General features: G+C 63.2%; 20 protein-coding genes and 1 pseudogene. 15 read left to right on the top strand and 6 right to left on the bottom strand.

Annotation, left to right across the window (positions count from 1 at the left end; all coding sequences use genetic code 11):
- Positions 1-157: 157 nt before the first annotated feature.
- The 5 genes from AC1D2O_RS29290 (at position 158) to AC1D2O_RS29270 (ending at position 5,976) form a co-directional block, all read left to right on the top strand.
- Positions 158-1,666, top strand: a complete 1,509-nt coding sequence (locus tag AC1D2O_RS29290) for a sigma-54 interaction domain-containing protein (protein ID WP_478158331.1) — start codon at positions 158-160, stop codon at positions 1,664-1,666.
- Between the two features lie 271 nt (positions 1,667-1,937).
- Complete coding sequence (locus AC1D2O_RS29285) at positions 1,938-3,191, top strand: alpha/beta hydrolase (RefSeq protein ID WP_478158330.1); 1,254 nt, start codon at positions 1,938-1,940, stop codon at positions 3,189-3,191.
- Between the two features lie 72 nt (positions 3,192-3,263).
- The gene (locus AC1D2O_RS29280; protein ID WP_478158329.1) at positions 3,264-4,205 is read left to right on the top strand and encodes an AraC family transcriptional regulator; all 942 of its coding nucleotides are present in this window, start codon (positions 3,264-3,266) and stop codon (positions 4,203-4,205) included.
- 263 nt (positions 4,206-4,468) lie between these two features.
- Positions 4,469-5,374: a LysR family transcriptional regulator gene (locus AC1D2O_RS29275; protein ID WP_478158328.1), complete on the top strand. Its 906-nt coding sequence runs from the start codon at positions 4,469-4,471 to the stop codon at positions 5,372-5,374.
- Positions 5,257-5,976, top strand: coding sequence for an IS6 family transposase (locus AC1D2O_RS29270; RefSeq protein ID WP_477650152.1), 720 nt, complete (start codon positions 5,257-5,259; stop codon positions 5,974-5,976). The genes AC1D2O_RS29275 and AC1D2O_RS29270 overlap by 118 nt, the downstream gene beginning before the upstream one ends.
- Before the next feature lie 410 nt (positions 5,977-6,386).
- Here AC1D2O_RS29270 and AC1D2O_RS29265 read toward each other — a convergent pair whose 3' ends face one another.
- Together AC1D2O_RS29265 and AC1D2O_RS29260 are read right to left on the bottom strand one after the other, a co-directional pair.
- Positions 6,387-7,364 (bottom strand): Bug family tripartite tricarboxylate transporter substrate binding protein, encoded by a 978-nt coding sequence (locus tag AC1D2O_RS29265; protein ID WP_477650151.1) that lies wholly within the window; start codon positions 7,362-7,364, stop codon positions 6,387-6,389.
- Positions 7,365-7,413: 49 nt separating this feature from the next.
- The gene (locus tag AC1D2O_RS29260; RefSeq protein ID WP_477650150.1) at positions 7,414-8,484 is read right to left on the bottom strand and encodes a GntG family PLP-dependent aldolase; all 1,071 of its coding nucleotides are present in this window, start codon (positions 8,482-8,484) and stop codon (positions 7,414-7,416) included.
- Between the two features lie 113 nt (positions 8,485-8,597).
- On the opposite strand from AC1D2O_RS29260, the gene AC1D2O_RS29255 reads away from it, so the two are divergent.
- The 7 genes and pseudogenes from AC1D2O_RS29255 (at position 8,598) to AC1D2O_RS29225 (ending at position 14,154) form a co-directional block, all read left to right on the top strand.
- Complete coding sequence (locus tag AC1D2O_RS29255) at positions 8,598-9,527, top strand: LysR substrate-binding domain-containing protein (RefSeq protein ID WP_478158327.1); 930 nt, start codon at positions 8,598-8,600, stop codon at positions 9,525-9,527.
- A gap of 233 nt (positions 9,528-9,760) precedes the next feature.
- A pseudogene (locus AC1D2O_RS29250) lies at positions 9,761-10,093 on the top strand (IS6 family transposase); the annotation flags it as partial.
- Positions 10,094-10,166: 73 nt separating this feature from the next.
- Positions 10,167-10,874 (top strand): IS6 family transposase, encoded by a 708-nt coding sequence (locus AC1D2O_RS29245; RefSeq protein WP_477650155.1) that lies wholly within the window; start codon positions 10,167-10,169, stop codon positions 10,872-10,874.
- Complete coding sequence (locus AC1D2O_RS29240) at positions 10,802-11,719, top strand: TniB family NTP-binding protein (protein ID WP_478158349.1); 918 nt, start codon at positions 10,802-10,804, stop codon at positions 11,717-11,719. Before AC1D2O_RS29245 ends, AC1D2O_RS29240 begins: the two co-directional genes overlap by 73 nt.
- A gap of 280 nt (positions 11,720-11,999) precedes the next feature.
- Complete coding sequence (locus tag AC1D2O_RS29235) at positions 12,000-12,524, top strand: MOSC domain-containing protein (protein WP_478158326.1); 525 nt, start codon at positions 12,000-12,002, stop codon at positions 12,522-12,524.
- Position 12,525: 1 nt separating this feature from the next.
- A complete protein-coding gene (locus tag AC1D2O_RS29230; protein WP_478158325.1) occupies positions 12,526-13,476 on the top strand; it encodes a PDR/VanB family oxidoreductase in 951 nt (316 codons plus the stop codon).
- Between the two features lie 27 nt (positions 13,477-13,503).
- Positions 13,504-14,154 carry a helix-turn-helix domain-containing protein gene (locus AC1D2O_RS29225; RefSeq protein ID WP_478158324.1) on the top strand — a complete coding sequence of 217 codons (651 nt, stop codon included), beginning with the start codon at positions 13,504-13,506 and terminating at the stop codon, positions 14,152-14,154.
- 39 nt (positions 14,155-14,193) lie between these two features.
- Here the strand turns inward: AC1D2O_RS29225 and AC1D2O_RS29220 are convergent, their stop codons facing one another.
- The 4 genes from AC1D2O_RS29220 to AC1D2O_RS29205 are packed head-to-tail and all read right to left on the bottom strand — an operon-like array spanning position 14,194 to position 17,598.
- A complete protein-coding gene (locus AC1D2O_RS29220) occupies positions 14,194-14,883 on the bottom strand; it encodes a 3-oxoacid CoA-transferase subunit B (protein WP_478092208.1) in 690 nt (229 codons plus the stop codon).
- On the bottom strand, positions 14,880-15,542 hold the full coding sequence (locus tag AC1D2O_RS29215; RefSeq protein ID WP_478092206.1) for a CoA transferase subunit A: 663 nt from the start codon (positions 15,540-15,542) through the stop codon (positions 14,880-14,882). Before AC1D2O_RS29215 ends, AC1D2O_RS29220 begins: the two co-directional genes overlap by 4 nt.
- Positions 15,543-15,545: 3 nt before the next feature.
- On the bottom strand, positions 15,546-16,739 hold the full coding sequence (locus AC1D2O_RS29210) for an acyl-CoA dehydrogenase family protein (protein WP_478092205.1): 1,194 nt from the start codon (positions 16,737-16,739) through the stop codon (positions 15,546-15,548).
- A 28-nt stretch (positions 16,740-16,767) separates the two neighbouring features.
- Positions 16,768-17,598: a Bug family tripartite tricarboxylate transporter substrate binding protein gene (locus AC1D2O_RS29205; RefSeq protein WP_478158323.1), complete on the bottom strand. Its 831-nt coding sequence runs from the start codon at positions 17,596-17,598 to the stop codon at positions 16,768-16,770.
- Between the two features lie 428 nt (positions 17,599-18,026).
- Here AC1D2O_RS29205 and acuR point away from each other — a divergent pair, with 428 nt between their 5' ends.
- Genes acuR through AC1D2O_RS29190 form a run of 3 tightly spaced genes read left to right on the top strand, consistent with a single transcriptional unit; the run spans position 18,027 to position 21,354 of the window.
- Positions 18,027-18,692, top strand: coding sequence for an acrylate utilization transcriptional regulator AcuR (acuR, locus tag AC1D2O_RS29200; RefSeq protein ID WP_478092202.1), 666 nt, complete (start codon positions 18,027-18,029; stop codon positions 18,690-18,692).
- 20 nt (positions 18,693-18,712) lie between these two features.
- Positions 18,713-19,699, top strand: a complete 987-nt coding sequence (acuI, locus tag AC1D2O_RS29195) for an acrylyl-CoA reductase (NADPH) (RefSeq protein WP_478092200.1) — start codon at positions 18,713-18,715, stop codon at positions 19,697-19,699.
- A complete protein-coding gene (locus tag AC1D2O_RS29190; RefSeq protein ID WP_478158322.1) occupies positions 19,696-21,354 on the top strand; it encodes a thiamine pyrophosphate-dependent enzyme in 1,659 nt (552 codons plus the stop codon). Before acuI ends, AC1D2O_RS29190 begins: the two co-directional genes overlap by 4 nt.
- Positions 21,355-21,460: the final 106 nt, after the last annotated feature.

Raw genomic sequence — 21,460 nt, 5'->3', positions numbered from 1 at the left:
GCGGCGTCAGGAGGCCGTCGTGCTGTCCTGAGCGGTTGACATGCCGCCATGTCCGGGTGGCCGACACACCAGACAACTGTCCTGTTGGCCGGACGGTTGCGGCACTGTGAGGTCAACTTAGCAAGCGGCCCGCAGCCCGCTACACTCGACGGACGCCATGACACCCGATCTCGACCCCACCGACGCACTCGACCCTGGCGGTGTGCTCCAGCTCGCCGCGCAGCGCATGTTTGCCACGTTCGCCGAAGCGGTGATGGGAATGGTGGTGATGGACCGCGAGCACCGCATCGTCTGGTTCAACGAGGGCTACCGGCGCTTCATCGCACTCGGCCCGTTCGCAGACTCCGGCGTCATTGGCCGACGGATCGAGGAAGTCGTGCCCAACTCGCTCATGGGCAAGGTGATCGACACGGGTATGCCCGTGGTCGTCGATTTGCTGACCAACCAGTATGGCGCCTTCCTTGTCAGCCGGCTGCCCCTGCGCAACGAGCAGGGCAACGTTATCGGCGGGGTGGCTCTGGTGCTCGCCGACCAGCCCAATGGGGCAATGCAGCCGCTGATCGGCAAGCTGGTCGATCTGCAGCGCGAACTCGAGGATACCCGGCGCAGACTGGCGGTCGAGCGGCGTCCGAAGTATTCCCTCGCCAGCTTCGTTGGCAGCAGCGCTGCGGTCGCAGAGGTGAAGCGCCAGGTGCGGCGTGTCGCTGCCACCGACACCACGGTGCTGCTTCTTGGTGAGACGGGCACGGGCAAGGAGCTCCTTGCGCATGCTGTGCATGCCGCGAGCCGGCGTTCCGTCGGCCGCTTTGTCAGTGTCAATATCGCTGCTATCCCAGACACACTGTTGGAGGCCGAGTTCTTCGGCGTGGCGCCGGGTGCCTACACGGGTGCCGACCGTAAGGGGCGCGATGGCAAGTTCAAGTTGGCCGATGGCGGCACGCTGTTCCTCGACGAGATCGGCGATATGCCGATGGAACTGCAGAGCAAGCTGCTGCGGGTCCTGCAGGAGCAGGAGATCGAGCCTCTCGGCAGCAACCGCGTCGAGCGGGTCGATGTGCGCATCGTCTCCGCAACGAGCCGCGACCTCGAGGCGATGGTGGAGGACGGACGCTTCCGCGCAGACCTCTACTACCGGCTCAACGTCATGCCGATCCGCCTGCCGCCGCTGCGCGAGCGGCTGGAAGACCTGCCCGACCTGGTGGACACGTTGTCGGAAGACATCGCACGCCGGAGCGCGCTGGCACCGAGGGCGGTCGGACCCGACGCCATGGAGCTGTTGGCAGGGCGGCCGTGGCCGGGAAATGTACGCGAGTTGCGCAACGTGCTGGAGCAGGCGTCGCTGATGACCGACGACCTCGTGCTCGAGGCACTGCACTTCGAGCGAGTGCTTCAAGCGGCAGCCAAGCCGGGGCAGCCTGTGCCACGCGGGCATGCCGGCGATGTCATGCCGGCCAACGACTCCGCGCCTTCCGCCGTCTCCAGCTCAGACACCGGAGCAGCGGTCAAGCCGCTGCATCAGGCCATGGCGGAGGCCCAGGCTCAGAGCATTCGTGTGGCCCTCGCCGCCACCAAGGGCAACAAGGCTGCCGCCGCGCGGCTGCTCGGGATCTCTCGTGCGGCTTTGTACGAGAAGCTCTCGGCAGGGAGCGAGGCGGACGGCGCATGAACATCGCGCCACAACTGTTCTTGCTCCTTGGTGGCCCATCTCGTCGGGGCTCGGCTGGCTCTTGACTGGCGATTCAGGGCAGCGTTTGGCATCGAACGCCCCGAACTGGCCCAACTCCCTGCTCGGGATCGCCAAGCACCTTTTCCCATTTTGGACAGCGCCGCTTCCTCTTTCGAATATCGCTTGAGCGGACGCCTTTCTAGTATTCCCCTCCGGTAAGCCGGTGGATGTTCTGCCGGAGCCTGTCACCCATCACATTGGAGGGGAACGCATGCGTTTGTCTTTCTGGTCCAAGGCACTCCGTGCGGCAAGGAACTTGCCTCTGTGGCTCGCCGTCGTGCTGTTCGTGGGATGCGGGGGCGGTGGTGACCGCCCCGTGCCGCAAATCCCCGAGCCGCAATCGGGCGACGTGCTCTCTTCGACGGCATATGTAGCGCCGGGAGTCAATGGAGACGGAAAGCTGCTGGTTCATCTCATGCCTGGGCTCAATGGAAGCCTGATCCGCGCGACCAGTCTGGTGTTCGTGCCGAAGGGTTCGCCACCTGTGGGCGGCTGGCCTGTCGTGACATGGGCGCACGGGACGACGACAGTCGGACAGCCGTCGTGCGCCCCGAGCCTGAAGCCCGCCGCGCTCGACGGCAACCTAACAACGGAAGGCGCTGTGCTTGGCGTGGAGCCCAGCGGCTATGCGGACCTGATTGCGGCACTGGTGAGTGCTGGCTATGCCGTGGTGGCACCTGACTTCGAAGGCTTGGGCACGGAGGCTCAAGCCCCCTATCCCTACTACAGCTTCTCGAGCTTGAGCCGCTCGCTAGTCGCCGCCACCCGGGCTGCCTACAAGTCGGTGCCCGGCCTGTCGAAGAATTGGGCCGTCGTTGGCCACTCCGACGGGGGACATGCCGCAGTCGCCGTGGAGAAATTCGCCGGCGAGGCCCCTGAGCTCGACTACAAAGGGGCCGTCGCGATAGCGCCCTTCGTCTCCATCCGCCATGAGGTCGACCTGCTGAGCGCCAATGCAGCCAGCGACCCAAGCAATGCGGCGAACTACGTGGTCTTCCAGAACTTGTTGGTTGGCATGATGACCACTGGTCTGATCGCGCAACAACCGGGCTTCGACGCGAGCAAGGTGATGGGTTCCGACTTGCTCGCGATGATGCCGACACTGAAGAACAGTTGCATCTTCGCGGCTTTCGGTGCAGTTGGCGCTGCGGTGGCTTCGAAGACCCCGGCCGCGTTCAACGGCTTCAAATCCGATTGGGCCGCAGACCCCGCCATGAGCGCGTTTCTGGCGGCCAACGATCCTGGCGTGATGCCTGGCTTCATGCTGCGCAAGCCCACGTTGATCCTGCAGGGCAGCGCCGACGCGGCCGTGCTTCAGCCGATGGTGGACGACTTTGTGGGCGAACTACGTACGGCTGGCTCGCCCGCCGTCACGTACAAGCTTTTCCCGGGTGCCAGCCACCAGAGCATCGTTCCGCGCGGAACGGCTGATACGCTGACCTTCCTGCAGACGATCGTCCGCTGAGAGTATGGAGACGAGTGGGCTTGACGGCTCCACAAGATGCCCGGCATCCTACCGGGTGTCGATGGAGTGGGTATGTACAAGGATCGAAAAACCGCGGAGCCTGAACCATTGCGGCTGAGAACCGGCGACATCAATCAGGTCGTCGCCGTGACAACTCGATTGTTCGCGCACCACAAGGTCAAGTCCTTTGGCGCCGGACCGCTGGACGTATCGATTTTCGGCAAGTCTTCCGGAGGACTGTTGCTCGGCGGCGTGTCGTACAACACCAGCATGGTTTGGGATGTGGACGAAACGCGGGAGTCGTTGATCATCACCGAACCGCGGAGTTGCGACGGCGTTCTAGGAGAGCAAGCGTTTCGCTCGCGAGACTTGATCGTTTTTCGCCCCGAATGGTGCGGCCGAGTGGAGATCACGCCGCCTGGCGACTTGCGCAACACCTGCATTCCAACGTCCGCATTGCTGCGCTCCACCCAAGCGCTGCTCGGCATCGAAGTCGACAGCGTGCCTGCTTTCTCGCCCAGGATCGCGGGCGATACGAGCCAAGCCAGGCGCTTGCGAGCCATGCTCGATGTCCTGCATGAAGAGCCGATGCACCCGAACCAGGTGCTCGAACGCGCGCGCACGCACTGGTTTCTGCTCGAATTGCTCACGCTATGGTCGCACTCATACTCCAAGTACCTCGACCACGAGATCGCTCTGCCGCGCTCGCTCCGGCGCGCGTGCGAGTTCATCGATGAGAATCTGGCCGAGCCTATCAGTGTCGTGGACATCGCCGCGGCAGCGTGCATTGGGGTGCGCGCGCTGACGCTTGGCTTTGTCAAGCACTTTGGGCGACCGCCGTGGCGCTACACCCTCGATCAAAGGCTCCACGCTGCGCGCCATGACCTGCGCGTTGGGGGCGGCCTGACCTCGGTCACGCAGGTGGCACACAAATGGCAGTTTTCTAATCCCGGACTTTTTGCCCGTTATTACAAGGAACGGTTTGGTGAACTGCCTCGGGTGGCGAAGCGCTGACGCACCGACTGCTGCCTCCACCGTCAATGCCGGTGAGCGAGTGCTTGGCCGGTACGGCGTCGTTACGCACGTCGGCCCTTTGCCATGAAAGTTGCAACCCGAAGCCATCACGCGCTTTCTGCCGCGTCATCGGCGTTCGGCAGCAGGCATGCCATCCGGGGCCGCTACGCACTCGTGACCCATATGCATCGGCGGTGGCCAGGGCGTCGTGGTGATCCTTGAGCGCCTCCGACGGTGCCTCGTTTGGACTTAGTCAATATCCGATGATCGAACTGCGGCTTCTGCGCTATTTCATTGCTGTCGCCGAGGCACTCAACTTCCGCCGCGCAGCCGAGCGCATTCACATCGACCAGACCCCGCTGTCGCGCACTATCCGGGACCTGGAAGAACGGCTGGGTGTGGTGCTCTTCATCCGCTCACCGCGCAGGCTCCAGCTCACACCGGCCGGGATCAAATTGCTCAATCATGCGCGCGGGCTTTTTATTCGCCTGGAGCGCATCAAGCGCGTCGTTCGAGAAACCGACGCCTGCCACCGCGAGCCCTTGCGCATTGGCGTGGACGACAGCACCGCGCAGCAGCTGGCTGAATGTCTGGCCCGCTGGCAGGCCGTTTCCCCCAGCATCCCGCTGGAACTCACGGAAATGCGCACGACGGAACTGCTCGCCGCGCTGCGCAACGAAGAGGTGGACGTGGGCTTTTCCTTCGGCCTACCGGACGACGAAGCCATTGCCCAGCAGCCAGCTTGGGTGAGCCCCATCGTGGCGCTGCTACCGCTGGTCCATGAACTCGCTGGGCGCGAGGTGATTTCCCTGGCCGAGCTCTTGTCTCTTTCCGCCATCGCTTGCCATGCGGCCTACCGCCCGGGGTTGTGCCGGCAGATGGAAGCGATACTGGAGCGGTATTCATTGCGTCCGACGATCGCCGGCGAGGCGCGCTCATTGACTGGCTACCTCACCCGCGTGGCCGCCGGCCTGGGCGTCGGAGTGGCCGATGCCGATCACATGCCCGCCCTGCGGTTCTGTCGCGATAGTCGGTCGGCCACAATGCAGCAATGGTACCGCTGCACGTCCAACTTGCGAACTCGACCCTGCGAGGGGTCTTCAGGCGTTTGCATTTCCCGCTGGAGATCATGCTCGTGTGCATTCGCTGGTACGCGGCCTACCCTTTGAGCCTGCGCAACCTGGAAGAGATGATGGCCGAGCGCGGTGTGCTGGTCGACCACGCCACTGTCCACCGCTGGTCACTGAAGATGCTGCCGGTGCTGGGCAAGGTGTTTCGTCGGCGCAAGCACCCGGTGGGGCGCTCGTGGCGCGTCGACGAGACCTACGTGCTCGTCGGTGGCCAGTGGAAGTATCTGTACCGAGCCGTCGATCGGCTGGGCCAGACGGTTGACTTCCTGCTGACCGCGCGCCGTGACGCGGCGGCCGCACGCCGGTGCTTCGAGCGCGCGATCGGCCAGCACGATGTGCCCGAGAAGATCACCATCGACAAGAGCGGTGCCAACACCGCCGCCGTGCGGGGTCTGATCGCCGATGGAGGCGTCACCATCGAACTTCGGCAGTCCAAGTACCTGAACAATCTTGTCGCGCAGGACCATCGGAGCATCAAGCGGCGAATCCGACCGATGATGGGATTCAAGTCCTTTGACTGTGCTGCCCGGCTGATCGCCGGCATCGAGACCATGCACATGGTCAAGAAGGGGCAGCTGCGCTGCCCCGGTGGCCTGGCATTTTCAGATGCTGAATACTTCTACAGTCTCGCCGTCCGTTGACCCGAAACTGCCGGACTTCGTCCGCCTCGACCGGCTTAACGCGACAAAACCCGGAGGATCCCGCCGAGGAACTCGCGCAAGTCGCATTGACCGGACGACGCCAAGGCATCGAGTTCCTCAGTTCGACGCCGTGCGATCATGCGCGCCTCGCGGTTGACCTCGAGCGCGCCCTCCGCATCAACGCGACCCAGGCGGTCGCGATCCCACAGAACGTGTTGGCGCCGCGGCCCTGACGGGCGCCAGCAGAGAGAAGCGTGCCGGCGAACACAGAACTTGCCGCCGGCTCCGTCCGGGCGGCGGGACTACTTGGGCGGTACGAATCCAGAACAGCACCGCGACTGCGAGCAGCATCGGCCCAAACAGGGCCTGCCCGCAGAGGCTCGTTTGGGGGGCTGCATGGACCCGAAGATCTAGCTCAGCTTGAACCCGGTCTGCGCGACCACCGCCTTCCATTGACGAATCTCCGCGTCGAGGAAGCTCGAAAATGCTTGCGCTCCTTGCGGCATCGGATCGATGAAGGCAACGGTAAGCCGCGCCTTCACCTCGCTCAGCTCGAGCACCCGGCGAATCGCGGCATTGAGCTTTTGCACCACGTCCACCGGCGTGTTAGCGGGGGCCATAACACCGTACCAGCTGCTCACCACGGTGTTAGGAACGCTCTCGGAGAAAGTCTGCACGCCAGGTAGCCTCGCATCCCGCGACTTGCTCGCGATGGCAAGGGGCTTGAGCTTGCCGGGCTCTATGTGGGGCATGCAGGCGGGAATCGAGTTGATCACCAGAGAGATCTGGCCACCGACCGCGTCAGCCAACGCGGCAGCGCCGCCCTTGTAGGGCACATGCACCGGATCCAACCCGGTCTTGAGCTTGAGCATCTCGAACAGCAGGTGCGGTCCGCTTCCCTGTCCGACAGTGCCGATGGAGAACTTGCTGCTTTGCGCGCGAGGGGCCGCCAGCAAGGCCTTCAGCGAATTGAATGGGAACGAAGGATGCGCGACCAGCATCTGCGGTGACGAACCTATCAGCGTCAGGGGCTCGAAGTTCTTGACGGGATCGAACCGGATCTTGGCGTAGGTCGCGGCATTGGTCGCGTGCGCGGCATCGGCGAGCAGTAGCGTATAGCCATCGGCGGGTGCCTTGGCGACGGCATCGGTTCCGATCAGTCCGGAAGCGCCGGGCTTGTTGTCGACAATCACGTTGAAGCCAGCTGTCTCGGTGAGCTTTTGCGCGAGAAGCCTCGCCACGAAGTCTGATCCGCCGCCGGCGGAGTAAGGAACCACGAGCCGGATGGGACGATTGGGAAAACCTTGTGCCCAAGCATGGGGGCACGCTGCTACAGCCGCCAAGGAAACGCCGGATGCCAGCACAGATCGACGAGAGACGTTGTTCATGAGATTCACTTGGAGACTCCGATGCAAGGGATGGGTGGTTGGCAAGGACCTACGTTGACGAAGCGAGTCGTTCGACAACTGTCCTGAAAGCGGCAAGAACGTGCTCCAGCGCGTGGTCATCGACATGCCGGTGAGTGACGCAGCGCAGCCGAAAAGGGCCCCATGGACGGACCAGGACGCCAGCGCGGTTCAACGCGTCGACCCAGTCCCCGCTGTCATTCGCCCCGGCTGGTAGATCGATCAGGACGATGTTGGTTCGGGGGACGCTTGTCGATAGCATCGGGAACGCATCAATCAAGGAGCGACTCAGTCGACGGGCCCGCAGGTGATCTTCGGCCAGTCTTTCGCACATCTCCTCGATTGCCACGATTCCCGCGGCTGCCACGATTCCAGCCTGCCGCTGCGTCCCACCAAGTACCTTTCTCAACCCCCGAGCCCTGCCGATCGTGGAACTCGGGCCCGCAAGAATCGCGCCGACGGGAGCGCTGAGCCCCTTGCACAGGCAGAGGGAGACGGTATCGGCGTATTGCGCTATGGCTTCAGCTGGAACTTGAAGGGCGACTGCGGCGTTGAACAGCCGCGCGCCGTCGAGGTGAACCCGGGCGTCCGCCTGTCGAGCCGCGGCGAACACCTGCGCCATGTGCTCAAGCGAAAGCACGGCGCCCCCGGCGTTGTTGTGGGATGTTTCCATGCAAACCAGCGAGGTCCTGAGCGGGCTTGAAGCTGGGCGTAACGCAGCTTCAAGTTCGGTCATCTCCATCGCGCCGTCGACGCCGCGAATGCCAGCATAGAAAGCGCCAGTCAGCGTTGCCCCGCCGCGCTCGGAGGTGTACATGTGTGCAGTCGATTCGATCACCACCTGCTCTTGACGCTGTACTTGGCTGAATGTGGCCAGCAGATTGGCCATCGTCACCGTGGGGACGAATAGGCCCGCCTCTTTGCCCAGCTTCTGCGCCACCAGTGCCTCGAGCTGACGGACAGTGGGATCCCCCTCCAGACCGTCGTCGCCCAACGCCGCGGTTCGAATTCGCTCGTACATCGCCGGCGTGGGGCGCGTCACGGTGTCGCTGCGCAGATCAACGGGCAGGCGGGGTTCAGGCGACGGTGCTGCGTCTTTCATGCGTGCGGCCCATGGAGAGCTTGGGAGGGGCGTCACAATTCATGCAGGCCAGTGTCCGTGATCGTCGCGGACATGTGAAATGCGAATACCGCAGCCATCCATACGTCATTGATATGCCAACACTCCGCATGGGTTTGAAACACATCGAGGTCTTTCGGGCCGTGATGCTTACGGGTTCGATGACCGAGGCATCGCGCCGCATGCATACGTCGCAGCCGCAGATTAGTCGTCTGATCGCACAACTGGAAGCGACCGTTCGATTCCCCCTTTTCAGCCGCAGCGGCAGCAGGCTGACCCCGACGGTGGACGGATCAAGGTTCTTCGAGGAAGTGGAGAAGACCTTCGTGGGCCTGACGGCGCTCGAAGCGGCCGCATCCAACATTCATGCATTTGGTGGCGGCAGCCTAAGCATCGCCGCCATGCCGCGGCTCGCGGGTGGGCTGCTTACGCGTGCGGTCGTCCGATTCAAGGTGGACCATCCCGATGTGCCGGTGACGATTCATTCCGGCTCGGCCTCTTCGGTGAACACCTGGATCAGCTCAGGGTCCTGCGATCTTGGCCTGGCCATGCTCTACGCCGGCGTGACCGGCCTGAAGACGGAAACGATCCACACTATGAACTGCGTCGTCGTGCTTCCCAACGGCCACCGCTTGGCGAAGCGAAGGCGCATCGGACCGAAAGACCTGGAGGGAGAGCCGTTCATATCGTTCCCGGTAGGCAGTCCGCCAAGAGAGTCCATCGACCAGGTCTTCAGCCAAGCAGGAGTGGCGCGACGTACGGTGTGCGAGTCCGATCTCGGCAGCTCGGTTTGTACCTTGGTGGCCGCAGGACTCGGCATCAGCATCATCAATCCCTTGGCGGCGCTCGAAGAACGGAAAGCGTCGGGCATCGAGCTTCGCCATTTCGAGGCATCGATCCCCGTCTCGCTGGCGTTGCTGTATCCAATGCACAGGGAGAGCTCGCGGCTTGCCAGCACCTTTGCGGAGCATGTGAGGCAGGTGGTGGCACCTGAACTGTCCGGAATTGACGCGAGCGTCCGCTAGCACGAAAGGCGGCAGCGCCTGGCGTTGAACATGCCCGCACTGGATCTCGGAGTAGCCCGACCGCGAAGCGCGCCGCTTTCACGCTAGACCGAGAGTATTTTTTTGCCTGGCTCAGCGACCGGGCCGAGCCCGCGTATCCGCTCCACGGCTCGTTCGGCTCTGGTGCAAATGACCCCTTGCGGTAGGCTACCGACCTTTGGACGGGAAGGTCGATGGGGAAGAAGCTTCAAAGCATGGACGATCTTTTCAAGGGCCGGCACTTCGAGCGAGAGATCATCGTTCTGTGGGTTCGCTGGTACCTGCGATTCAAGCTGAGCTTGCGCGACTTGGTGGAGATGATGGCCGAGCGCGGCTTGGCCCTGGCCCACACGACGATCATGCGCTGGGTGCAGCGCTTCGTGCCCGAGTTCGAAAAGCGCTGGAACCGATTCGCCCGCAAGGCCGGCCGATCGTGGCGTGTCGACGAAACCTACGTGAAAATCCGCGGCAGATGGACCTACTTGTACCGGGCTGTCGATAGAGAAGGCCAAACGGTCGACTTTCGCTTGAGTGCCAACCGTGATGTGAAGGGCTCTGGTGCAAATCGCGCCTCCGGTAGGCTACGGCATTTGAACTGAAGGCGTATCGATGGCGAAGCGGCTGCAGTGCGCGGACGAACTGTTCAAGGGACGTCACTTCGAGCGCGAGATCATCGTTCTGTGTGTTCGCTGGTACCTGCGCTTCAAGTTGAGCTTGCGCGACCTGGTGGAGATGATGGCCGAGCGCGGCTTGTCGATGGCCCACACGACGATCATGCGCTGGGTACAGCGGTTCGTGCCCGAGTTCGAAAAGCGCTGGAATCGATTCGCTCGCACGGCTGGTAGATCGTGGCGCGTCGACGAGACCTATGTGAAGATTCGCGGCAAGTGGAGCTACCTCTACCGGGCCGTTGATCGCGAGGGGCAGACCGTGGACTTCCGCCTGAGTATCAATCGCGATGTGAAGGCGGCGAATGCGTTCTTCCGCAAGGCGCTGCAGACGCAAGGCAGTGCGCCGGAGAGCATCACATTGGACGGTTACGCCGCCTCGCACCGCGCGGTGCGAGAACTGCCAGCGCAGAGCACGCGTTGGAAACACACGCGGCTGCGATCATCCAAATATCTCAACAACATGATCGAGCAAGACCATCGGGGCGTGAAGTCGCGCATCAACCCCATGCTCGGCTTCAAAGTCTTCGATCGAGCGGCGGTGACGATCGCCGGCGTGGAGTTGCTGCATCGCATCCGCAAGGGCCAATTCAATCTCGGCCGGCTGCGCCTGCGAGGCCAAGCTGCGCCCGCGATCTGGAACGCGGTGCTTTCGGCCTGACAGGCGCAACGCACTCGCGAAGTCGTTCGGCTGCGCGAAAAATTCGCACCAGAGCCGCGCTCGCTAGGATGGAGCACCTGTTGGGGCACCCGCCGTGCTCTCGGATGCCCAGCATGCTCCTGTACGGGGACAGCGACATCGGCAAGACGATGATCGTCGACAAGTTCGTCCGCGATCATCCGGACATCTGCAACGAACATGGCGAGGTCGAGGCGAGAAAGGTCCTTCGACTGCAAATGCCGTCCAGGCCCAGCGATGACAGGCTGTACGCCCAGATCATCCAGGGGCTGGGGCATCAGGCGCCGTACTCACGCCGCGGCACCGATCTGGAGATCTTGGGCTTGCGCCTGCTGCATCGGCATCCGCCGCGACTGATGATCGTCGACGAGGTTCACCATCTGTTGGCAGGCACTGTACGCGAACAGCGCCAGTCGCTGAACCAACTCAAGTTCCTCAGCAACGAGTTGCGCATGCCGGTCATTGCGCTGGGCACGAGCGAGGCGCTTTACGCGATGCAGGCGGATCCCCAGATCGCTTCGCGCTTCGAACCGATGGCCCTGCCCAGATGGCGAGAGAGTGCCGGGCTGCGCGAGTTCGTAGTGAGCTTCGGTCGGCTCCTGCCGCTGCACCGGCCATCGCCGTTCGGCGAGAAGGAGATGATCCAGAAGCTGATGGCGTTCAGTGGCGGCCTGACCGGCAGGATCGCGACCTTGCTGGCTCAGGCGGCCGAGCTGGCAATCCGTGAGGAGGCTGAATCCATCAGTCCCGGGCTGCTCGATCGGGCGGCCGCGGCAGGGGTCTTCAAGCTTTCCCTCGAGCAAGAGCCCGACGAAGCCGATGCGTGACGCAGCCGAAGGCCGCCTCCGCCAGGCAGCTGACACATTGAAAGGATCATCAGTGCCAATTGAAAGATCAAAAGTGACAGATTGAAGGGAAACCGACACCTGCCTCCTGCTTCATCACACACACGAGTTACTTGCGATCCGGGAGGCGCCCATATAAGACCATCCCTAAGGCCCCTCGTGATCGACCGCAAATGCTTTTGCGAGTTCCATAGGACACAAAGTGTCCTATAATGGCGTTCCTTCATCAGACCGGCGGCATCGCCGTTATCAAGGAGCGTCCATGCTTACTGCCACAGACCAACCGCCCCAACACGAGGAACGGCAAGTCGTTCCTGCCTGGAAGGGGGTCGTTCGATATCTGCACATCACGCCTCGCGCCTTCCTTCCCATGGAGTCGTTCGACGAACTGAAGCTCGTGGCCGGCAAAGGCATCGAGGGAGACCGGTACCTGATCGGACGGGAGTCCGGCTTCTACTCCCACAAGCCGGAGGAGGGACGACAGATCACGCTGTTCGAGATCGAGACACTGGAAGCCTTGGCGCGCGATGCAAAAATCCAGATGCTGCCCGAGGAGCATCGTAGAAACGTGACCGTGGAAGGTGTGCCGCTCAATCATCTCGTCGGGCGCCAGTTCTGGGTCGGAGACACGCTTCTCGAGGCAACGCGGCTGTCCACGCCGTGTCGCCACATCGAGGAGATCCTCGGCAAGGCCGTGTTCGATCCATTGATCAACAGGTCAGGGCTCAACTGCCGGATTCTGACAGGCGGCGTCATCCGAGTGGGCGACGCCGTCCGCGGGGTGTGACATGCCTAAGGCCATCAAGCATCTCCAAGCTGTCGTTCGGGAAATCGACGAGCCCTTGCCGGGGGTCAAGCGGCTGATACTGACCGACCAGGACGGTTGGCGTTTGCCTGCGTTCAGGCCCGGAGCGCACATCGACCTCCATTTGGGCAACGGGCTCGTTCGCACCTATTCGTTGTGCAACGATCCCGCCGACTGCAGGAGATATGTCGTCGCCGTCAAGCGCGAGGAGGAGGGGCGCGGCGGGACCCGCCACATACACGACGAGCTTCGTGCCGGCGAAGTGATTGGTGTTTCGGTACCTCGTAGCGGGCTGGAGCTCTTGTCCACCGGAATGAACATCTTTGTTGCGGGCGGCATAGGCGTCACACCATTCGTCTCTGCAATTCTGGCGTTGGAGCGTGAAGGAAAGGCGAACTACCAGCTGCACTGGGCCAGCATGGGCAATCCGAGCCTGATCGACATGCTGGAGGCGGCGGTCAAGGGCGGACGCGTCCATCTCTACAACACGCTCGAGGTCAATCCGCCCGACATCCAATCCCTGATGGAGGCATCTGGACAGGACGCAAAGGCTTTTTGCTGCGGACCCGCTGGGATGCTCGACGCATTCGAGGCCGCTGTCGCTGAATGGCCCGAAAGCCGCAAGCATGTGGAACGGTTCAGCGCGCCAAAGTTGGCGTCCACCCCGGACGCGCAATCCTATAGCGTTGTGCTGGCCAAGAGCGGACGTGAGCTAGAGGTTCGTCCTGAGGTGGGCCTTCTGGCCACCCTCGAATCTATGGGGGCCGACATCTCAGTGTCATGCGCAGGCGGTATCTGCGGTGCATGTCGTACGCGCTGGATCGAGGGGCCGCCGATCCATCGCGACCGCGTCCTGAGTCCCCAGGAACGCGCGCATGAAGTGATCGTGTGCGTTGCGGAGTGTGCTGGACCGCGCCTGGTTCTCGATCTGTAGGCGACGGCTTTGGAAAGCAGTGGACAAGTGGTTGCGCCGATCCTGGGCGAGGCGATGGGCGCCATACTCGTGCCAGAATCAGGCCCCACAGCAATTTCCAGTGATTCCCGTACAGCTGCGCAGTCTGACGAGAATCCCTTCAAAGTCTTGGCACTACATCTGAAGTACCTGCGCGTCCAAAGCGGACTGACGCTGGAGAATCTGGCCCGGGATTCAGGGCTGACGCGCAGTTATTTGTCGAAGATTGAGCGGGGCGTATCCACGCCGTCGATCGAGTCGGCGCTCAATATCGCCAAGGCCCTAGGTGTGACGGTAGACCGGCTCTTTGGGCAGCAGTCGGAAGTGGATGTCGTTTCGATTGTTCGGGGCAATGGGTCCATTGCAGGAGATCCGACGATGCATCTCTCGCTGGTCGCGGGCCTTCGCAACGACCGCGTGATGCGGGCGTTCATCGTGCGTCCGGGGAAAACCCAGAAGCGCGGCCGGATCATGAGCCATCATGAGGGCGAAGAAATCCTCTTTGTCCTGACCGGCCACATCGAAATGCAGATCGGGGCACGCAAGGAGCGCCTGGAGTCAGGCGACTGTGTGCAGTTCGACTCCACCATTCCGCACAAGCTGACCGCGCTCACCGACGAACCAGCTTCGGCGCTTGTCGTGATCGCCGCCACCGCATAGGTTCAGAGCCGCGGCTCGACCCGCAGCCTGAATCCGGCCTCAGGGGGGCGGCGCCAGCACCCCTTCCGAGGAGAATCGCCTCACCGTTGGCGCCAGCTTCAGCGGCGCCCCGGTGAGTTGCTGCACGGATTCGAGCGATGCACCCTCGAAAAGCGCCTGCACGACGAATCCATCGCCGGTGACGTCGATGATCGCGAGGTTCGTGAACACCTTGGCCACAACCCCCACCGCCGTGAGTGGCAAGGTGCAACGCTCTACCAGGCGAGGCTGGGCGTCGCGCGTGGTGTGCTCCATCATCACCCATATCTGTTTTGCTCCCACGGCCAGATCGATGGCTCCGCCAATGGCCGGCGGCGCACCGTTCAGGTCGCCGGTGGTCCAGTTGGCCAGGTCGCCGTGCTGGGATACCTGGAACGCACCGAGGATGGCAATGTCGAGGTGCCCTCCGCGCATCATCGAAAACGACAGGCTCGAGTCGAAGAAGGACCCGCCGCGGGCGAGCGTGACGGGCACCTTCCCGGCATTGATCAGATCCAGGTCTTCCTCTCCCTGGGCCGGTTTGGGACCGACGTTGAGGATGCCGTTCTCGCTGTGGAGCATGACCGATGTATCGGAGGGAAGATAGTCCGCCACGCTCGTCGGTGCTCCGATGCCGAGGTTGACGAACCCTTGCTTGGGAAGCTGGTGTGCGACCAGGCGCGCGAGTTCCAGTCTGGATAGAGAGTTCATGCGGGCCTCGAGAGAAAGACGCGATCGACAAAGATGCACGGGGTGACGATGCCTTCGGGGTCGAGCTCGCCGGGCTCCCGGAGTTCGTCGACTTCCACTGAGACCACCTCTCCGGCCGTAGCCATCACCACAGAATGATTTCGTGCCGTCTTGTTGTAGTTCAGGTTGCCGAGCGCATCGGCCTGCCGGCCCTTGAGCAATGAGAACTGCGCGCGCAAGGGCTTCTCCAGAAGAAACACGCGGCCATCGACCACGACCTTCTGTTTGCCCTTTTCGAACACGGTGCCCACGCCCGTCGGAGTCAGGAATCCGCCGAGGCCTGCGCCTCCGGCCCGGATGCGCTCGACCAGCGTGCCCTGCGGAACCAACTCGAGTTCAACCTCGCCGGCCCGGTATTGATCGGCGAACACGTCTGCGCTTCGCGGATAGGAGCAGATGATCTTCCGGACGATGCGCGCACCGAACCACAGGGAGAGATCCTGGCCGCCGGAGCCTGCGTTGTTGGAGATGACGGTCAGTTCGCGCACCCGCAGGTCCAAGACTGCCTCGATCATCCCGCGCGGAACCCCCGCGCCGCCGAAGCCCCCGACCATCACCGTGTCTCCGTCGCGCAGACCGCTGACTGCCGCGTTTGCGTCCTTGACGACCACATTTCTCATTGATCAGATTCCTTCTGTGCGGGCGGGCCCATAGTCTTTGGCCAGACCTTTGGCTATGCGTTCGAGCAGCATCTGGCTGGTGCCATCGCCGAATGCCGCCAGCCGTGTTTCGCACGACAGCATGGCAAGGCGGTGATCGGCGCTCGCGCCGGTGGCGCCCATTGCACGCTGGCACTGGTCGAGTGTCCAGACGGCCACGTCGACGGCGAACTTTTTCGCCTGCGCGGCCAGCGTCAGCGCCGCCTTTCCTGTTTGCACGGCAATCGCTGCGCGCAGCACGAGTGCATTGGCCGCCTCCAGGCGCAGTGAGACCTCCGCGAGCTCCCACCCGAATCCCTGGTGCCTGAGTAGCGGCTTGCCAAAGGCTTGCCTTGATTCCGCGTAGCCCACCGTCTCTGCCAAGGCCGCTCTGGCAGAGGCGACGCACATCGCCGCGACATGAACGCGTGCGGCGTTGACCGATGCCATGGAAGACTTGAAGGCCCGCCCTGGCGGGTCGAAGACACACCAGTCGGGAACGAAATGATCCTGGAAAACCAGGGATGCCAGTCGGAAGGACCGGGCGCCCGGCATGACGAGTTCTTCCCTTCGCAGCGTCGGCCCGTCAACCAGGGGCACCAGAAAAGACGCGATATCGCCGACTGCTTCCGCGCCGGCTGGGTCAACTCTTGCAAGCAGGTTTGCGCATTGGATGATCGAACCGTTGGTGATCCACGACTTCGTGCCGCTGATCAGCCATCCGCCGTCCACGCGCCGTGCCCTCGTCTTCAGCGCGGCCAGGTCGCTGCCGCCATCGGGCTCGGACATCGCGGGGGCGCACAACGTTCGCCCGCCCAGCATGGCGCCGAGAAGCTCGGCACGTTGCCTCTCGGAACCGAAGCGCGCCACGCGAGTCACGGAGCCTTGCAGATTGTTGATGGCGAAGGCGGCGGCAAAGCCATGCTCCGCCATCGTCTGGGCCACGCGGATCTTGCAGAGGAACGAGGCATCGTGGCCGCCGAATTCCCTTGGCGCTTGAAGTCCCAGAAAGCCTTCCTTTGCCCACCTGTCGATCCATGAAACATCGTAGGCGCGGCCCTGCGTGTGAGATCCCAGGAGATGGGCGCTGAATTCGCCGCGGCAGAAGTTGCTGGCGGCCTGGACGAGCGATCTTTCCGCCGCGGACAGTCTCTCGTCGTAGAGGTCGTAGAAGTTCATCGGGTTCGAATGCGCGGTCGGCAGTCGCTCAGCGGGCCAAGGGAGTCGTCAATGTTTTCGCCCAATCGTTCCAGAACACGATCTCCTTGGCCACCTGTTTGGTGTACAGATCGGGTGTCGACACCTTCACCGGAACGGCGCCGAGCGTCTCCAGCTGCGCCAGGAACTCGGGGCTCGTCACCACCTTGTCGAGCGCCGCCGCAATCTTCTGGACGACAGGACCCGGCGTGCCGGCAGGCGCCGCAATACCGAACCAAGGCGAAAGATCGATCGGCTTGCTGCCGGCTTCCTGGAGCGTGGGCAGATCGGGGAACGCGGGCGAGCGCTCCGGCGCGGCGACCGCGAGGGCCTTGATCTTTCCGGCGCGGATGTGCTGGGCGACCGTCGCCTCGGTGAAGAAGCCGACCTGCACCACGCCGGCCAGGAGGTCAGTGATGGGCTGTGCGCCGCCCTTGTAGTTCACGAACGTCAGCTGCGTGCCGTTGCCCGCGTCGAAGAGCGTTCCGCCGATGTGCGACGTGGCGCCGAAGGTGCCGCCAAAATTCAGCTTGCCGGGGTTCGCCTTGGCGTAGGCGATGAGTTCCTTGATGCTGTTGATCGGCACGTCGGGATTCACGACGACGAGATTGCGCTGCTTGGCGACGTTCCTGACATAGGCGAAGTCCTTGAGCTGGTCATAGGAAAGCGTCGGGTTCAGGGCTTGGCCGCGCGTCTGCGAGGACTCCACCGCAACGAGCAGGGTGTAGCCGTCCGGCTTCGACTTGGCCACGGCGTCGGCACCGATGACGCCGCCGGCGCCAGCGCGGTTGTCAATGATGACCGTGCCATTGAGCTCCTTGCCAAGGGCCTGCGCAATCACGCGGGCAATGATGTCCGTGGGGCCCCCTGGCGGGAAACCCGCAACGAGCTTGATCGGCTTCGACGGATACGGCTCGTCGGCCAGCGCGGTGGTGATGGCCAGGCAGGCGAGGCCGGCGGCGACAAGCCATTTCTTGATGGAGTGGGGCTTCATGGGGCTTCCTTCTGCAGAAGTGAGGAGGTGGTAGAAGTATTGGCTACAGGACACATTGTGTCAATTAGGACTCGCATTGGGGTTTACGAGCAAGACTTGGGCCTGCGATCAAGTCGGGAGAAATATGCAAATTCAATCCGTCGACCCTGCAATGAAGTGCAGATCGCCCAATGAAAGTGCATGCGTGTCCGCATGTTGGTGCGGCCTTAGCGGATGCGTGCGCGCCTGGGAGAAAGCAGTGGATGTTCTCTAGACGATCGGTCTAGAATTGCCGCATGACAGAAAAACCCCAAGCGGCCGTGCGTCGCGGCAGGCGGCCTGCGCCAGCGTATGCGGCAACGCGCGACGTACTGATCCGATGCGGGATGGAGCTGCTCACCGAGCAGGGTTTCAGTTCGACGGGCTTGGATGCCGTGCTGAAGCGGGCGACTGTGCCCAAGGGTTCGTTCTATCACTACTTCGCGAACAAGGATGCGTTCGGAGCGGCCGTGATGGACGCCTATGACGACTACTTCAAGCGAAAGCTCGATCGATGGTTGTCGAACCAGGAGCGCGCACCGCTCGATCGGCTTGCCGACTTCATCGCCGATGCCTCCAGAGGCATGCGCAAGCACCGCTTCACACGGGGATGCCTGGTCGGCAACCTGAGCCAGGAGCTGGGTGCCCTTCCTCCGGATTTTCGCGAACGCCTCGACGCCATTCTTGTCGGCTGGCAGGAGCGGGTGGCTCGCTGCCTCCGGGAGGCTCAGTCCGCAGGAACCATCTCGGCAACGCTGGACGTCGAGCAGCTCGCCGAGTTCTTCTGGATCGCCTGGGAAGGGGCCGTGCTTCGAGCCAGGCTGGTGCAGACGGACCGACCCCTGAAGACCTTCATCGAGGCATTTCTGTCCAGCCTGGGTGTATGCGCCCAGGCCTCGCCGCGCAACGCAGCGGATCACTGAATTCTTATTGGAGCGAAAACATGTTCAAAGGCATCGTCGTGGAAAAAGACGCGGAAGGCTACCGCGCCTCGCTGGCCGAGATCGATGAAAACCGCCTGCCCACAGGCGACGTCACGGTCCGAATCGAATACAGCACGCTGAACTACAAGGACGGCTTGGCCATCACCGGAAAGGGTCCCGTCGTCCGGAGCTTTCCCATGGTGCCGGGCATCGACTTTGCGGGCGTGGTGGAGCAGAGCGACCATTCTGAGTTCAAGCCGGGCGACACGGTGGTGCTTAACGGCTGGGGCGTTGGCGAGACCCATTGGGGCGGGCTTGCACAGCGCGCGCGCGTGAAGGGCGATTGGTTGATTCCGCTTCCAAAGCGTTTCGGCGTCAGGGATGCCATGGCAATCGGTACCGCAGGGTATACAGCCATGCTGTGCGTGATGGCCCTGGAGCGGCACGGGCTGAAGGCGGGCGATGGGCCGGTGCTCGTGACGGGTGCGAACGGCGGCGTCGGAAGCGTTGCGATCGCCCTGTTGGCCAAGCTCGGGTACACGGTCACGGCGTCCACGGGGCGGCTCGACGAGTCCGAGTATCTTCGGCGGCTCGGCGCCACCGACGTGATCGATCGCAGGGAGTTGAGCGAACCGGGCAAGCCGCTGCAGAAAGAGCGCTGGGTCGCCGCCGTGGACTCCGTTGGCAGCCACACGCTGGCCAACGTATGCGCGCAGCTTCGATACAACGGCGTGGTCGCTGCGTGCGGCATGGCCCAGGGGCTCGACCTGCCTGGGTCGGTCGCGCCGTTCATCCTCCGCGGTGTAAGCCTCATCGGCGTTGATAGCGTGATGCGGCCGAAGGCAGACCGTGTCGCGGCGTGGGAGCGGCTGGCGCGCGATCTGCATGGCCCGATCCTGGAAGACATTGCGACCGAGATTCCGCTGTCGCAAGCGATCGATGCAGCCGCCAGGCTCATGCGGGGCGAGATCCGGGGCCGCCTGGTCGTCGACGTGAACGCGGCATGAAAAAAGGGGCGGTCATGACGTATCGAGTTGCCGAGGCCATTGTCGACAGCATGGTCGCGCATGGCGCGGACCGTGCATTCAGCGTACCCGGTGAAAGCTTCCTGGCGCTCCTGGACGCGCTTTACGCGCGGCGCGACTTCGATCTGGTGACATGTCGCCACGAAGGATCGGCGGCCCTTGCAGCGATTGCGGACGCCAAGCTGACGGGCCGCGCCGGAATCGTCATGGCGAGCAGGGGGCCCGGGGCATTCAATGCTGCGATCGGCGTCCACGTGGCGGCCGAAGAAGCGGTTCCGCTGATCCTTTTGATTGGCCAGGTCGAAACGCCGAACTTGGGCCGCGGCGCCGTTCAGGAAATCGATTCCGCCAAAGCGTTCTCCGGCCTGCTGAAATGGACCGGTCGCATCGACAAGGCGGCAAGCGCCGCCGAAGTGATGGCCCGCGCCTTTGCCGCGGCTGCCTCGGGAACGCCGGGGCCGGTCGCCGTCGAGTTGCCCGAAGACGTCTTGACTGAAGTGGTCGAGCGGCAGCCCGCGCGGGTTCACGGCGTGGCACGCGCCGAGGCGACCCTGGAAGACGCGGTGCGCGTACATGATCTGCTTTCCAAGGCCAGCCGCCCGATCCTGATTGTGGGCGGAGAGTGCCGGACCGATGATTTCCGCAATGATCTCCAGGAGCTCGTCGGCCGGTGGCGCCTTCCCGTTGCCGTCACCAACAAGAACCAGGACCAGTTCTCCAACACAGACCCCCGCTGGGTTGGCCAACTGAGCTTCTTCACCTCGCCCGCACACACGGCGCTCTTCAGCGAAGCCGACTTGCTTGTCGCGATCGGCAGCCGCATGGGCGATGTGTCGTCCCTGGGGTTCGCCTTTCCGCGGCAAGGCACCAATCCGCAGAAGTTCGTTCACGTGTATCCCGATCCGTCCATGATCGGGCGCCATTTTTCGGCGGAACTGCCGATCGTCTCGACGGCGCATGGCTTCGTGCGTGCCGCATTGCGCCATGGCGGCTCTGGAACAGTGTCGAGCCAGTGGCTCGAGCGGGTGCGCGCGGCGGCCGACCGTGCGCACGGCTGGCAGCCACAGAATGTGGTGGCGAACGACGTTTTGGGCCATTCGATCATGGCGCTTGCGCGTCTGGCCCGGAACGATGCGGTCTTGACGACCGATTCGGGCAACTTTGCAGCCTGGGTTCACCGCATCTTCAGGATGACGCCGGCGAACCGGCTGCTCGGCTCGGCTTGCGGAGCCATGGGAACGGGGGTCCCGGCCGGCATAGCGGCTGCCTTGCGCCATCCGGAGCGAGAAGTTCTCGCCTTCGTCGGCGATGGAGGATTTCTCATGAACGGCAACGAACTGATCACCGCGGTCGACAGAGGGCTGAACCTGCGCGTGGTGGTGTCCAACAACGCGTCTTACGGCACGATCCGCACCCACCAGCAGCGGCACTTTCCCCATCGCATCAGCGGCACGGACCTGGCGAATCCCGGCTTCGCAAGACTTGCCGAGGCATTCGGCGCCCGCGGATTCAGGATCGAGCACTCCAGGGATGCCGCAGGCATCGTCGAGCAAGCCATGAGAGTCGAGGGACCGGCGTTGATCGAAGTCTGCAGCGATCCGGACATGTCGGTGGAGCGCTCTCTCAAGTGGGAGTGAGCCGCTGTTCAGTCTTCCAGCGTGTCGCCGCGCGAAACTCATAGCTGCTATGAGCTGTGCTGCATGGTGTCCCGTGCCTCAGCCAAGGATACTTTGTGTCATTGCA

This window comes from Variovorax sp. P1_G12, from assembly GCF_056405555.1.
This window is presented reverse-complemented; position numbering and strand designations above follow the sequence as displayed.